Raw genomic sequence first — 13,619 nt, 5'->3', positions numbered from 1 at the left:
AGCACGCCTTCATCCTCTGGGGTTGCTTCGTGCTATGAGCGTTCGGTTGCCCATCTTGAAGGCGATCTCCGCGAAAGAATGTACCTATCGTAGGATGTGGTGAGCAACGAACCGCATCGGTCGCGAAAGATGCGGTTCGCACGCTCACCGCATTCTACGGTGGAGGGTCTTTGTTGGAGGTCGCCAAGGTCCTTTGGGAGCCGTTCGGCGAGCGTATCCGTCATAACCAAGAGTCCCGCGATGTTCACGAATCTCCGTCTTTGGGCCAACAACCTCATCGGTGTCGGGGCCGCGATCCTCCTCGCCGTCTCGGTGCTGACCTTCTTCAATCTGCGCGGTCTGGACAATGTGCTCCTGGAAGCGGAGCGGACTGAACTGCAGCAATACTTCGAGGCCATTCAGGACGACGTTGCGGCCGAGACCCGTCTCTCCGGGGCGATGAGTGCGCTTGTCGCCAATATCCCCGAGGTCCAGCAGCATTTCGCAGCGGGCGATCGGGACTGGCTGCAAGCGCAATTGCTTCCGCCCTTCAAGGTCCTGGAGCACGACTACGGCGCCGTCCAGTTCCAGTTCCACACACCGCCCGCGACCTCCTTTCTGCGGCTGCACAAGGTCGAGAAATACGGCGACGATCTTTCCAGTTTTCGCCATTCGGTCGTGGATACCAATACCAAGCTGAAGCCACAGCGCGGTCTGGAGTCCGGGGTCGCCGGACTGGGTGCTCGCGGCGTGGTGCCGGTGTTCCATCAAGGACGCCACCTGGGCTCAGTCGAATTCGGCATGTCTTTTGGTCCGGACTTCTTTGCCGCCTTCAAGAAGGCCCATGGGGTGGAGGCCGGGCTCCATGTGTTTCGCGACGGGAAGATCGAAACCTTTGCCATGACCAAGGGCGATAAGCCGTTCCTGGATACCGCCAGCCTGCAGGCCGCCTTTGACGGGACCCCGCAATACAAGCGAGTCGAGATCGACGGCCTCCCCATGGTGGTGTATGCCGAGCGGGTCGAGGACTATGCCGGCGCTCCGCTCGGTGTCCTGGAGGTGGCCAAGGATCGCCTGCATTACCTTGACGTCGAGGCTCGGGCGACCCACCAGGCCTGGCTGATCGGCGCTCTGATGCTGCTGTTCAGTTTGATGATCGCGATCCTGACCGCACGCGTGCTGGCACGACGTATCCTCCGGGTCTCCGAGGGCTTGAACCGCGTGGCCGGGGGCAATCTGACCGGCGAGATCGTGCTGAAGGGACGCGACGAATTGGCTGAACTGGCCCAGGTCACCAACCAGATGCGCCATCATCTGCATGGGCTCGTGTCCCAGGTCGAGTCCGACGCCGCCTCGGTGCTGACCGCCGCGCGCGAGATCGCCCAGGCGGTCGACGGTCAGGCGGCAACCTCCAGCGAGATGTCGACCTCGGTGTCGGAAATCACCTCGACCATGGAGGAGCTCTCTGCGTCCTCCGGTCAGATCGCCGAGTACTCCGGCTCCGTGGTCGAGGTCGCCCGCCGCACCTACGATGGCAGCCGTCAGGGTTCGGAGGCCATGCAGCAGCTGGTCGGCAAAATGGAGGAGATTCGCCGCGACAATCAGCACTCGCTCAAGGAGATCGTCGACCTCGGCAGCAAATCGAAGGAGATCTCTAGGATCATGGAGATCATCGACACGGTTGCGGATCAGACCAAGCTGATTGCCTTCAACGCCGCGCTGGAGGCCGCCTCGGCGGGCGAGGCGGGTAAACGCTTCGGTGTGGTGGCGGCGGAGATCCGTCGGTTGGCCGATTCGGTCACCGAATCCACCAGCGAGATCGCGCGCAAGGTCGGTGAAATCCAGGAATCCATCAGCCGTCTCGTGATCACCTCGGAAAAGGGCACGGTCGGGATCGATCAGGGCATGGAGGCCTCCTCGCGCACCGCTTCCTTCCTCCAGGATCTGGTTCAGGCGGCGAGCGAAGCCACCAGTTCCGCTCAGCAGATCAGCCTTTCGACCCAGCAGCAGCGGACCGCGAGCAGTCAGGTCGTGGTGGCGCTCAGGGAGATCGTGACCGCCAGTTCCGACACCGCCAAGTCGGTCCGGCGGATCTCTGAGGTTGCTCAGGAGATGACCCAGCTCTCCGTCAATCTTAAGGTCCAGATGGACCGCTTCACTCTGAACGAACCGGCGACGGCGGCGCCCGACTCGGCCGATCCCGTCGCGCGGACCGACTGATGGAACCGGGCGACATGCAGCCGATCAGCGTGCTGGTGGTCGACGATAGTGGCTCGGTGCGGGCGCTGATTCGCGCCATGCTGGAAGACGAACCTGGGCTGCGGATCTGCGGCGAGGCCGAAAACGGTCGCGAGGCGGTCGAGAAGGTGCTGTCGCTCAAACCGAGCATCGTCACCATGGACTTGCAGATGCCCGAAATGGACGGCATGACCGCCATCGAGGAGATCATGGCCGTTCGGGCCACGCCCATCCTGGTGCTGTCCGACCTGGCCGATGCGCGCAACGCCATGCTGGCGGTCGAGCGCGGCGCTTTGGAGGCGACCTCCAAGCCGACCATCGATGACGGTTGCGCGTTGGCGGCCCGGCTCAAGATGCTCGCCGGCGTTCCGGTGATCCGCCATATCCGCCGGGGCCAAGCGGTCGCTCCGACGCATATCTCGCCTCAAATGTCTGTCGCCCCGATCCTGGCAGGCGCTGTCATGCGCGCTCCCTCTGCATCGGAGGCCGGTCGTTGCGAGGAGGCGAGCACCGATCAGGGGCGTGTATTCGCGATCGCCTCGTCGACGGGCGGTCCCCAGGCTCTGGCCAGCCTGCTGCCCGCACTGCCTGCGGACTTCCCGTCCCCCGTTCTGATCGCGCAGCACATCTCCGAGGGCTTCGCCGAGGCCATGGCGAGCTGGCTGAACGATCTCTGTCCGCTGACCGTCGCGGTCGCTCGGGAGGGCGAGCCGCTGCGACCTGGGTGCATTTATCTGGCCGATCCATCCGCTCACATGACCATCGGCACGGACCAGCGTATCCAGCTGACGCCCTGTGCCGAGTCGGATATCTATCATCCAAATTGCGACCGTCTGCTCGCCTCGGTGGCCGAGGTCTACGGCCGCCGAGCGGTGGGCGTGATTCTCACCGGCATGGGTCGCGACGGCGCGCGCGGCATGCTCGATATCCGTCGCGCGGGCGGCATCACCATCGGTCAGGACGAGGGCAGCTCGGTGATCTTCGGCATGAACCGAGAGGCCATCCTGTCCGGCGCCGTACAGTCCGTGCTTCCGCTGGATGCCATCGCCAAAGAGCTCGGTTGGCTCGCACGTTTCCCGCCGGCGGCGCGGCAGGCCGTGACGCCATGAATCTCCAAGCGGTTCAATCCTTCATCAAGGAACGACTTGGACTGCATTTGACCGAACAGTCCGGCGACGCATGGCGTGCGATGCTCGCCAAGCGCATCGCACGCGTTGGCGCAGACTCGGCCGATGCCTACCTGGAGCGTTTGCGTACCGATGAGGATGAACTGCAGACGCTCACCAGTCTGCTGACCATCAACGAGACCTACTTCTACCGCGAGCCTCAGCACCTGGATCTGTTGACCGAGCGTTTCTGCCCCGAGCTGATCGCCCGCATGCAACCCGGTCGGCCGATCCGGATCCTGTCGGTCGGGTGTTCCAGCGGAGAGGAGCCTTATTCCATCCTGATGGCGTTGCGCGAACGCTATGGCGAACTCGCCGATCGACTCTTCGATCTCAATGCCGGGGACGTCGATCAGGCCGCGCTGAAGCGCGCGCGCGCGGGCATCTACAATCGCTTTTCATTTCGCACCCTGTCGCCGGCTTTGATCGAGCGCTATTTCACGTCCGCCGAAGGAAGCCTTCGTCGAATCGATGAAGGTATCCGCCGCCAGATCACCTTCCAGCAACTGAACCTGTTGGCACCCGAGTATCCGGCGGATTTGCGGGGTCAGGATGTGCTGTTCTTCCGCAACGTCTCCATCTATTTCGACGCGCAGACCCGCGAGTTCGTTCTGCGTCGGCTCAAATCGCTGCTCAATCCAGGGGGGTATCTTATCGTCGGGATCTCGGAGACGCTGGCCAACGACCTCGGGGTTCTGGCGCTGCGCGAGCTAGACGGGGTGTTTTTCTTCGCGAACGCGTGCGCGGATGGACCCATCCTCCAACCATCGCTCGAATCCGGTCTTGGACCAGTGACGGGCGCGGCGGTGGAGCTCGCGTCATCGGACATCTCCAACCGGCGACCGAACGCTGTCCCGGAGGCCGGCCCGGCGATGCTCGGCGATCCACCTTTGAGGGGCGACGCCGACCGGCGAGAGTCGGGTGTGGACCCGATTCGAGCGGTTGGCGAACATCCAGTCTTCGCGCAATCCCTCGTAGAGACACCGATCGCTGCGCCGCCCGTTGGAGCAAGGGCCGAGGTTCCGGTTTCCACGTCTGCGGAGGCCGTCTACCAAGAGGCATTGGCATTGACCCAGTCCGAGCGCTTCGACGACGCCTTGGACCGGCTTGCCCCACTGTGCGCTGGCCTTGACTCACGCATCCAAGACCTGACGCTTCTGGCGCACATCCTACTGGAACGTGGCGACAGGCTCGCAGCGAGCGCGGCGGTGGAGCGAGCGCTCGCGATCGATCCCTGGTCTCTGGATGCCTTGCTGCTGTTGGCCCGTATCGCCCTGGGACAGGCGGATGTGGCAGGGGCGATCGGCCATCTGCGCCGTGCGATCTACCATCGTCCAGATGCCTGGCAGGCCCACTTTCGGCTCGCCGAGATCTACCGCGAGGACGGGCAGTCGGATCTGGCGCGGCGCGAGTATCGGATCGTCCTGCATCAATTGGAGCGTTTGGACATGGCGAGCCCCGTCCAATACGGCGAGCACGTCGATCGCGTGCAAGATGTCGTGCTACTGGCATTGCCTTACTCGCTTCGGGATCTGCGTCTGCTCTGCGAGACCCGATTGTCCCGACTCGACGCGATGCAGGCCTGAGGCGCGGTCATGGCCCTCGATATCAAGAAATTCCTCGGTCGCTTCACCGGCGAGGCACGCGATCATCTGGCTCGACTCGAGACCGGGTTGGCGACGCTGTCCGCCGGCGGGTCGCTCGACGGCGAAACCATCAACGGACTCTTTCGCGCAGCCCATACCATCAAGGGCTCCGCGCGCATGCTCAAGCTGGACAGCATTGCGGAGACCGCCCATCAGTTGGAGGAGGTGCTGGGGGCGCTGCGCGATGGCAAGCTTCAACAGCCCCCCGAGCTTGGCGGCCTCTTGATGCGCGGGGTGGATGCCATCAGCGCGCTCGTCGAGCAGGTGGAGCCGAGCGGCGGACAGCTCCCACCGCCGGATCAGGCGCTGTGCGCTGCGCTCGCCCAGGCCGCCACCGGTAACCCCTCCACGGCGGATGATGAGCGTCCGGGCGCGGCCGCCCCCGCCCCCCCTGACCCCGAACCCGAGGCCGGATCACCCGCTCCCGCTGTCGCATCGTCCGCCGGCGTTCGCGCCCCTGAGACCGTGCGCGTGCGTATGGAGAAGCTCGACGAGCTCATCAAGCTGATGGGCGAGGTCGTCTCCAGCCAGGGGCGATTCCGCCAGAAGCTGGTGGAGGCGAGGGCCTTGGATGCCGCCTTTCAATCGATGTTGCGTGACACGCGCGCCGCGCCGGACGTCGACGCGACGCGGTTGGCCGAACAGGCGGCGGCCTTGCATCGTTTTACGCTGAGCCTGCGCGACCTGATCCTGGAAGAGGAGCTGCTGACCGGCGACCTCAACGATCGGGCCTTGATCATGCGCATGCTGCCCTTGGCGATCGTCTTCGATCCCGTCGCCAGGGTTGCCCGCGAACTGGGTCGGGATTTGGGCAAGGAGGTGCATTGCGAGATCAGCGGTGGCGAAATCGAGCTGGATCGCCATCTCATCGACCGTTTGAGCGATGTCTTGGTGCATCTGCTGCGCAACGCCATCGACCACGGGATCGAGTCTCCTCAAGAACGCCAGGCTGCGGGCAAGCCGCCACTCGGCCGGATCCGTCTGTCGGCGCGTCAGGAGGGGGTGGGGATCCTGATCGAGATCGACGATGACGGTCGCGGGCTGGATCGCGACAAGATTCTGGCCAAGGCGGTGCAAAAGGGCTTGATCGATTCCGCCAGCGCGAGTGCGATCAACGACGATCAGGTCGCGGAGCTGATCTTTCAGCCGGGCTTCAGCACCAGCGCCATCATCACCGATGTTTCCGGTCGCGGTGTGGGCATGGACGTGGTCAAGCGCACCATCGTCGACGATCTCCAGGGCGCCCTGTCGGTCTCCTCGCGTCCGGGGAACGGGACCCTCATGCGTATCCAGCTTCCGCTGTCGCTCGCCATGATGCGCATCCTTCTGTTCCAGGTCGGAGGCCAGTCGTTCGGGTTAACCGCCCAGCATGTCGCGGAGCTGATCCGTATCCCCGGCGACGAGACCATCCAGATCGCCGATCGTCCGGCCATCGTCCTGCGCAACGAGTTCCTGCCTCTGATCCCCTTGGCGGAACTCCTGGATTTACAAGAACCCTCGGGGGCCGCAGGCGGAGCTGAATCGGATCGAGGCGCTGACGGCGAGTCCCATCTGGTGGTCGTGATCAAGGTCCATCAGTCCAAGCTGGGGCTGGTCGTGGATCGGCTTCTCGATGAGCGCGACATGGTCATCAAACCCCTGCCCGAACACCTGCGCGGTCTGGGCATGGTGGCCGGTATGGTGGTCACTGGGACCAACGAGCTGGTCAGCGTCCTTCAGGCCCCGGCACTGCTGGCCGCCGCCCGCCGCGTCCGTGGTGAGACGTTGACCGGGACGGAGCCAGCACACACGGGCGACAAGCCTCCGATGGGCCAGGGCCAGCAGATTCTGGTCGTCGACGATTCGCGGAACACCCGCGAGATCGAGAAAGAGATTCTGGAGGCCCATGGCTATCGCGTCACCCTGGCCGAAGATGGGCTGGATGGCTGGCAGAAGGCAGTGGGCGGCCACTTCGATGCAGTGCTGACCGATGTCGACATGCCCAACATGGACGGTTTTTCCCTGACCGCCCGGCTGCGTGAGAACGATCGCTATCACGGTATCCCGATCGTCATCGTGACCTCCCGTCAGAAGGAGGAGGACAAGCAGCGTGGAATCCAGGTGGGGGCCGACGCCTATATCGTGAAAGGCGATTTCAATCAGTCCAGTCTGGTCGAGACTCTGCGCAATCTGCTAGGGTGAGCCGACTTGAACGCACTCCGATCGGCGGCGTTCTGTGTTGGGAGGCGTCGCTGTCGAGAACGCCAATCGAGCAAGGCTGGGTGCGGTTTATCGACCCGACCTGGCACACGCATCTTTAGATCACGAGAGAGAGTTTGGAAACCGATGCATATTCTTGTCGTCGATGACGATCCACTAGCCGGGGAGATGACGGTCGCCGTTCTGGAGGACGCCGGACATGAATGCCGGCTCGTCGAACAGGGCCTGGAGGCATTGGAGGTGCTCAGCGGCACCGCGACTTTCGACCTCGTGGTTGCGGATATGCACATGCCCCTGATGAACGGGCTGGAACTCTTCGACGAGATGCGCGGTCAAGGGCTGACGATGCCCTTCGTGCTACTCACCGGCGACGATCCGCAGCCGCTGGCGGCGCAACAGCCAGGGCTTCTGGCTTGCCTGATGAAGGACAGTTCGATGGAGACGGATCTTCCCCGCGTCATCGCACAGCGCTAAATACACGAGCAACGGACATGGCCAGCGGCAAGACCGAGTCCTTCCGGGAGCGCAAACAGCGGTTGCGTCAGTCCTTTATCGAGCAGTTTCCGGGGCGCCTTGCCAAGGCGCGCGAACTGCTCGCCGGCCTGACCCCTGGGGCCGACCCGCGTGCGCAACTCGAGGCGCTCCATCTCATCTTTCACACCATCAAGGGGTCTGGCGCCTCCTTTGGTTTCGGCTCCATCAACGCATCGGCCAAGGCCGCCGAGCAGGCATTGCGCGAGGTGCTGGATCAGGACGCACGGGTGACGGAGCGCTTGATTCTCGATCTCGATCAGGGACTGCGGACCTTGGAGGCGCTCGACCTCGCGCTCGAGGCGGCCGCCTGTCCCGACCCGGGGCCGAGCTTCGAGATTCCCGCCCGTCAGTCGGTCGATGCCTGTACCAGGGGGCGGCTTCAGCGGTTGGTCTATCTGTGCGACGACGATTCGGTCATCGCCCAGGAGCTGTCTGGTCAACTGAGCTGCTTCGGCTATCAGGTCATCCCCTTCGTGACCTTGGATGCCCTGCGTCAGGCCTTTCAGAGCGAACGTCCGAGCGCGATCATCATGGACGTGATGTTCCCGGAAGGCCAGGACGCAGGCCCCGCAGTCATCGCGGAACTGAACGCCGCCATCGAGCGGCCGGTTCCCTGTGTCTTCATATCGAGCCGCAACGATTTCAGCGCCCGATTGCAGGCGGTCCAGTCCGGTGGAAGCGCCTACTGCGCCAAACCCGTCAATGCGGTCGAGATGGCGGAGGTTCTCGACCAGCTGACCAACCGCAGTCCTCCCGAGCCTTACCATATCCTCATCGTGGATGACGACCCCGACGTGGCCCAGTTCTTTTCCATGGTGCTGGAAGAGGTGGGGATGGTCACTCGGGTGGCGAACGAGCCCGAACGCGTGCCCGATACGCTCGATGGTTTCGATGCCGACCTGGTGCTGATGGACCTCTACATGCCCAATTGCTCGGGGCCGGATCTGGCGCGGGTGTTGCGCCAGATGCCCGGTTACCTCAGCCTGCCGATCATCTATGTCTCCTCGGAGACCAATGCCGACCGTCAGTTCAAGGCATTGGAAGTCGGCGCCGACGGTTTTCTCACCAAGCCGCTCGCGCCCGAGAGCCTGATTGCCGAAGTCAAGCTGCGTGCGGAGCGCATGCGCACCCTGCGCTCGCTGATGATTCGCGACGGTCTGACCGGACTCTTCAATCACAACACCATCCTCCAGTTGCTGGAGGTCACCGAGGCCGCGTGCCGTCGGAGTCAGACCAGTCTGTGTCTGGCCATGATCGACGTGGATCACTTCAAATCCGTCAACGATACCTACGGGCATCCGGTCGGAGATCAGGTGCTGATGGCCCTGAGCCGCACGCTACGTCTGCGACTGCGCGAGGCCGATCTGGTGGGACGCTATGGCGGGGAGGAATTCGCGATCATCCTGGTCGGTGTGGATGCCGCGCATGCGCAATCGATCATCGACGAATTGAGGGCCGATTTCGCCGAGGTGTCCTTTTTCGCCGACGGCGTCGAATTCCATTGCGCCTTCAGTGCGGGCATCGCCGCCTATCCGCAATTCGGCACTGCCTCCGCCTTGGTCGATGCCGCAGACCGGGCGCTCTATCGGGCCAAGCGTACTGGCCGGAATCGGGTCGTGATCGCCACGACCACGATCGAGTCGGCGAATCAATATCCTCTGGGGGAGATGGGCAATGAGCATTAGCACGGCGAGCGGGCCGAGCGAACAAGACCCGTTGGCATCGGCTCTGGATCCGTGTCGCGATGCCGATCAGAGCGTCGTCGAGGTCGAGGCCGCGACCGTCAAATTCGTCATCTTCGCCATCGATGACATGCTCTTCGCCTTTCCTGGCGGCAATGTCGCCGAAATCCTGCCGCTGACGACCATTCACTTCGTGCCGGGTTGTCCGCCCTCGCTGGAAGGCGTCATCAACGTGCGCGGCGATATCACCTCGGTGATTCGTCTTGGCGACCTGCTGGGATGCCCGCACGCGCCCGATAGCCGTCGCGCGGCGATCCTGCTGGGCCAGAGTCGCGGTACGAACGATGTCCCCATGCGCAGCGGCCTGCGTGTCGATCGGGTGGAGGATGTCCTGGATATCGTCGAGGAATCCATTCGACCGCCGACGGACACCCTGCCGGAGCAACTGCGCGGCCTGGCCACCGGCATTTTTCAACACCATGGCCACGCGGTCATCGTCCTGGATCTGGAGCGGCTGTTTCAAGACTACCGCTGCGCACTGCGCTGATGTCGAGGACGATGGACCAGCAAGCGACCGATGCGAGCGGGATCGATCTGGTGCGATTTCGCGTCGGCGCCCTGACGCTGGCCGTGGAGCGGACCAAGGTGCTCGGCATGCGCGAAACCCAGGATCCGCTCGCCCCCAGGCTGGCCGACCTGCTCCAGATCCCGGCGTCGGCGTCGGCGGCCGCCACCCTCGGCCGTCTCTTGGAATTCGACCATCCCGAAGGGCCGCACAGCCTGCGGGTGGACGAGCCGGTCATCCACTGGCGTTTCCCCGCTAGCGCCCTGCGACCCTTGCCGCCGCTATTGGCGGCCCGCCAGAGCCTGGCCTGCGTGCGTGCTCTGGCCTGTGTCGGACATCCACCCGATGACGGTCTGATCATCGTTCTCGATGCCTGGAAGTTACCCCGACTCGTCACGGAGGCGGACGACGACTCATCGAACCCGCCGATATCGCCCCGATAGACCTGAACGTCCATCGATTGCTTCCCGATATCTGGGTTTTCGGAAACAGGCCCGCTTGATGTAGGTGCGCATACATTCGCACCTACGAAATTCAGGCACGCGGCTGTTGGACGATTGGGGCGATGACGCCCTCATCGTGCCGATCCTGGTTACAATCGCGCACTTTTCCTGATCGACCCATCGAGCGCCAGACCATGTTTCTGTCACCCTTCTTCACCGAGGATGCCGGCATCGTCCGCATCTCCCCCGCCCAAGGCAGCGCCTTCGCCAAGGACATCGCCGGCGATTTCAATCAGATCCACGACGCAGACAATCCCCGCTTCTGTGTGCCGGGCGACCTGCTGTTCGCGCTCGCCCTGAGCCGGCACGGGATCGCGCGACAGATGACGTTTCGTTTCACCGGCATGGTGGGAGCGGGCACGACCCTGACCTTCGCGCAGGTCGAGGGTGGCGCATTGGTGACGGATGCGGCTGGCAAGTCCTGTCTGGAGGTGACATCGAGCGGCGAGGTGAGCCGGGATGCGCATTTCGCCGAGTCCCTGGTGCGGCGCTACGTCGCCTTCTCCGGCCAGAATTTTCCGCACATCCTGGTGCCGCTGATGGAGGAGCAGGGCGTCATGATCAACACCGATCGTCCGTTGGTGATCTACGAGCGCATGTCGTTCGACCTGGACCGACTGGATGCGCCGGATCTGGAGCTGACCCTGGTCGGCAGCCGGCTTGAGGTGAATGGCCGCCGCGGCGATGCGCGTCTGGAGTTCCAGGTCAGCAGCGCGGGCGAGCCGATCGGACGCGGCGCCAAGACGCTGATCCTGAGCGGCCTGCGTGGTCTGGATCGGGAGGCGCTACAGGGGTTGGTCGACCGTTACGAGGCCAAAAAGGCGGCCTATCTGGGCGCTGATTGAGCGTTCGGCTATTGCGGTCCGAAACGGAAAGGATTCAGCAGCTGAGCGCCCGTGGCCTCGAAATCAGCCAGATTTCGGGTCACGAGCGTCATCCCATGCTCGATAGCCGTTGCGGCGATGAGTGCGTCCCGCTCGGAGCGAGGATCGGGGACATGCAGCCGAGCGCAGCGAAGGGCTACAGTGGTATCGATCGGCAGCGTGCGTCCTGAAAATTCGGGCAGCACCCGAGCATCCATCCATGTACGCAGCCGGGCGCCTTGGGCCGCATCGCGTCGCTCAATCCGCAAGATGCCGATCTCAAGCTCCATGAGCGTCACGACCGAGACGTAGAAACTCGTGGCGTCTACGCTCGCAAACCACTGTATGACGTTCGCATCGGCTCTGCCGTCCCCGGCCTTGCGTAGCTCGGAAATGACGTTGGTATCGAGCAGATACATCAGGAGAGGTCCGCAGCTCGGCCTTGGATGTCGATGCGCGGTGGCTCGAACTCGATATCTGAGAGTCCGGGCATCGAAAGCGCATCGACGATGCTGCGATGTGTACCCGTCAGACGTTGGTACTCATCAAGACTCAAGAGCACATGAGCGGGTCGCCCTCGATCCGTGATGAACACGGGGCCGTTTCGCGTCGCGCGCTTGGCCTTTCCGACATCCTGATTGAATTCGCGGCTAGAAAGGGTCGTGATCGACATAGCAACCTCTCGCATTGTCTTTTGATATAGAAACGTTACTACTTTTTTGGTGGGCGTGTAAAACAGGCTACTCGGATTACCAGGCAGACTTGGTGTCGTGAAGCAGAGCTTCATGGCTGAGGTCACGAAGCAGGAGCTTCGTGACCAGAAAAAATCATTCGCGATGCGAATGCATTCGCACCGATGTCTCATGCAAGCCGCCGGTCTCGGAAGGCCCGGTCTCTGTTGTCGTTGGTTTCTAGCGCCGGGGCCTGTAGGGCGCGACGAAGAAGAGGATCGTCAGTCCGAGCAGCGAGAGTAGGGTGAGCCAGAAGGAGAGGCGGTTGACCAGGCGCCAGCCGGGGTTGGATTTGCGGGTGATCTGGAAGTCTTCGACGTAGACGGTCTCGCAGGCGCCGTTGCCGGTGTCGTCGCGGCGGGTGCTGGTTCCGCGACTGAATCCGCCGGCGTGCGAATAGTTGGCCAGCTTGCCGCTGAAGTGGATCTGGTCGCCGATCTCGGCCGATTTGATCGCGCGGTAGAGATAGCCGCTGTGGGTCAGCAGATGGTTGTTGGAGAGCTGGTTCCAGGCGAAGCGCTGGGCGGTGGCTGAGTCGTCGGTGGCGACCCAGCAGGTCCAGGTGGTGTTCTTGTAGGTCATGTCGCGGAAGACGCCGCTGGTGACGTTGTCGCCCCAGACGACGCAGAGGTCGCGGATGTTGATGAAGTCCTTCCAATCCTTGGCGTGGTAGATGTCCCAGAAGACGTCGCTGTCGTGCAGGCTGACCACCACGCCGTCGAGTTCGTAGTCGAACAGCGGTTCGATGCGGTATTGGATGCCCTCGGCCTCGATCTGGAACGGCTCGGTGCCGGTCGGGGTCTGGCGCGGCTCGACCAGTCGCGCGCTGTCGTAGAAGCTCGCGGGCGGCAGCTGGTCCTTCTGCCAATGGCTCCAAAGCAGCAGTCCGAGGCTGGCGAGGAAGAGGAGCAGGGTGAGCTGGTTGACCAGTCGGTAAGGGAAGGCGCTGGCGTCCGCTTGACGGAGGAGGGTGGCGCGCTCGGGCGTCTTGGATGGCGATCGGGCATGCACAAACTTGGAGAAGGCGATGCCGCAGCGGCGGCAGATGTCGCCGGGCGGTTGTTCCTCTCCGCAGTTGGGGCAGCGCATACCGCCCTTCTGTAGGTCCAGATCGCTGGGCTGCGCGAAGACGGCCGCCGCGCTCTGGGGCGCTTCGGTCGTTTCCTCACGGACGAGACACGCGATTCCGGCTGCCTCGAAGCGTGCTTGGGCGGCTTGCGCGCGCTCCAGGGTGAGGTCGTCTTTGAGTTTGCGGGGGCGTCCGTTGAGTGCCGCATCGGCCTGCGGCAAGGTCAGCCGCAGCAGTTCGGCGAATGCGGCGACGGCCTGGTGACGTGGCGTCCCTGGATGCAGCTCGCCGGATAGCATCAGTGAATAGCGTTTCAAGGGGCACTGACTCTCGCTCGATCTCATCAGACTCCATGGTACAGGCTCCTCACGCTCGCACCCGATGATTGGGTCACGGATCCGGCGTCCATCCGAATGGCGCTGATTGCTGGAGGCTGACGGTACG

The 13,619-nt window shown here is 63.4% G+C and carries 12 protein-coding genes; 9 read left to right on the top strand and 3 right to left on the bottom strand.

The annotated features are described in order from the left end of the window. Positions 1-240 precede the first annotated feature (240 nt). From ACFSJC_RS12990 to ACFSJC_RS12950, 9 genes are all read left to right on the top strand, one after another. Complete coding sequence (locus tag ACFSJC_RS12990; protein WP_386027333.1) at positions 241-2,199, top strand: methyl-accepting chemotaxis protein; 1,959 nt, start codon at positions 241-243, stop codon at positions 2,197-2,199. 14 nt (positions 2,200-2,213) lie between these two features. After that, complete coding sequence (gene cheB, locus ACFSJC_RS12985) at positions 2,214-3,326, top strand: chemotaxis-specific protein-glutamate methyltransferase CheB (protein ID WP_386027331.1); 1,113 nt, start codon at positions 2,214-2,216, stop codon at positions 3,324-3,326. Further along, a complete protein-coding gene (locus tag ACFSJC_RS12980; RefSeq protein WP_386027329.1) occupies positions 3,323-4,969 on the top strand; it encodes a CheR family methyltransferase in 1,647 nt (548 codons plus the stop codon). Before cheB ends, ACFSJC_RS12980 begins: the two co-directional genes overlap by 4 nt. A 9-nt stretch (positions 4,970-4,978) precedes the next feature. Further along, the gene (locus ACFSJC_RS12975; protein ID WP_386027328.1) at positions 4,979-7,210 is read left to right on the top strand and encodes a hybrid sensor histidine kinase/response regulator; all 2,232 of its coding nucleotides are present in this window, start codon (positions 4,979-4,981) and stop codon (positions 7,208-7,210) included. 144 nt (positions 7,211-7,354) lie between these two features. After that, positions 7,355-7,702 (top strand): response regulator, encoded by a 348-nt coding sequence (locus ACFSJC_RS12970; protein WP_386027326.1) that lies wholly within the window; start codon positions 7,355-7,357, stop codon positions 7,700-7,702. Between the two features lie 17 nt (positions 7,703-7,719). After that, positions 7,720-9,447 (top strand): GGDEF domain-containing response regulator, encoded by a 1,728-nt coding sequence (locus ACFSJC_RS12965; RefSeq protein ID WP_386027324.1) that lies wholly within the window; start codon positions 7,720-7,722, stop codon positions 9,445-9,447. After that, positions 9,437-9,991: a chemotaxis protein CheW gene (locus tag ACFSJC_RS12960; protein ID WP_386027323.1), complete on the top strand. Its 555-nt coding sequence runs from the start codon at positions 9,437-9,439 to the stop codon at positions 9,989-9,991. The genes ACFSJC_RS12965 and ACFSJC_RS12960 overlap by 11 nt, the downstream gene beginning before the upstream one ends. An 11-nt stretch (positions 9,992-10,002) precedes the next feature. Further along, on the top strand, positions 10,003-10,452 hold the full coding sequence (locus ACFSJC_RS12955) for a hypothetical protein (RefSeq protein WP_386027322.1): 450 nt from the start codon (positions 10,003-10,005) through the stop codon (positions 10,450-10,452). Between the two features lie 194 nt (positions 10,453-10,646). After that, positions 10,647-11,357, top strand: coding sequence for a DUF3581 family protein (locus ACFSJC_RS12950; RefSeq protein ID WP_386027321.1), 711 nt, complete (start codon positions 10,647-10,649; stop codon positions 11,355-11,357). Between the two features lie 8 nt (positions 11,358-11,365). Here the strand turns inward: ACFSJC_RS12950 and ACFSJC_RS12945 are convergent, their stop codons facing one another. The 3 genes from ACFSJC_RS12945 to ACFSJC_RS12935 form a co-directional block, all read right to left on the bottom strand. Beyond that, positions 11,366-11,794, bottom strand: coding sequence for a type II toxin-antitoxin system VapC family toxin (locus ACFSJC_RS12945; protein WP_386027320.1), 429 nt, complete (start codon positions 11,792-11,794; stop codon positions 11,366-11,368). Then, positions 11,794-12,162, bottom strand: a complete 369-nt coding sequence (locus ACFSJC_RS12940) for a type II toxin-antitoxin system Phd/YefM family antitoxin (protein WP_386027319.1) — start codon at positions 12,160-12,162, stop codon at positions 11,794-11,796. Before ACFSJC_RS12940 ends, ACFSJC_RS12945 begins: the two co-directional genes overlap by 1 nt. 124 nt (positions 12,163-12,286) lie before the next feature. Continuing rightward, complete coding sequence (locus tag ACFSJC_RS12935; protein WP_386027318.1) at positions 12,287-13,519, bottom strand: hypothetical protein; 1,233 nt, start codon at positions 13,517-13,519, stop codon at positions 12,287-12,289. Positions 13,520-13,619: the final 100 nt, after the last annotated feature.

It is taken from the genome of Thiorhodococcus fuscus (genome assembly GCF_042682685.1).
Taxonomy (GTDB): domain Bacteria; phylum Pseudomonadota; class Gammaproteobacteria; order Chromatiales; family Chromatiaceae; genus Imhoffiella; species Imhoffiella fuscus.
Note: the sequence above shows the minus strand (reverse complement) of the source record. Positions and strands in the feature narration are given on the sequence as shown.

Coding starts and splice junctions, on each gene's coding strand:
- ACFSJC_RS12970 (WP_386027326.1), top strand. CDS start 7,355: ATGCATATTCTTGTCGTCGATGACGATCCACTAGCCGGGGAGATGACG.
- ACFSJC_RS12935 (WP_386027318.1), bottom strand. CDS start 13,519: ATGAGATCGAGCGAGAGTCAGTGCCCCTTGAAACGCTATTCACTGATG.
- ACFSJC_RS12950 (WP_386027321.1), top strand. CDS start 10,647: ATGTTTCTGTCACCCTTCTTCACCGAGGATGCCGGCATCGTCCGCATC.
- ACFSJC_RS12975 (WP_386027328.1), top strand. CDS start 4,979: ATGGCCCTCGATATCAAGAAATTCCTCGGTCGCTTCACCGGCGAGGCA.
- ACFSJC_RS12955 (WP_386027322.1), top strand. CDS start 10,003: ATGGACCAGCAAGCGACCGATGCGAGCGGGATCGATCTGGTGCGATTT.
- ACFSJC_RS12980 (WP_386027329.1), top strand. CDS start 3,323: ATGAATCTCCAAGCGGTTCAATCCTTCATCAAGGAACGACTTGGACTG.
- ACFSJC_RS12960 (WP_386027323.1), top strand. CDS start 9,437: ATGAGCATTAGCACGGCGAGCGGGCCGAGCGAACAAGACCCGTTGGCA.
- ACFSJC_RS12965 (WP_386027324.1), top strand. CDS start 7,720: ATGGCCAGCGGCAAGACCGAGTCCTTCCGGGAGCGCAAACAGCGGTTG.
- cheB (WP_386027331.1), top strand. CDS start 2,214: ATGCAGCCGATCAGCGTGCTGGTGGTCGACGATAGTGGCTCGGTGCGG.
- ACFSJC_RS12945 (WP_386027320.1), bottom strand. CDS start 11,794: ATGTATCTGCTCGATACCAACGTCATTTCCGAGCTACGCAAGGCCGGG.
- ACFSJC_RS12990 (WP_386027333.1), top strand. CDS start 241: ATGTTCACGAATCTCCGTCTTTGGGCCAACAACCTCATCGGTGTCGGG.
- ACFSJC_RS12940 (WP_386027319.1), bottom strand. CDS start 12,162: ATGAAGCTCTGCTTCACGACACCAAGTCTGCCTGGTAATCCGAGTAGC.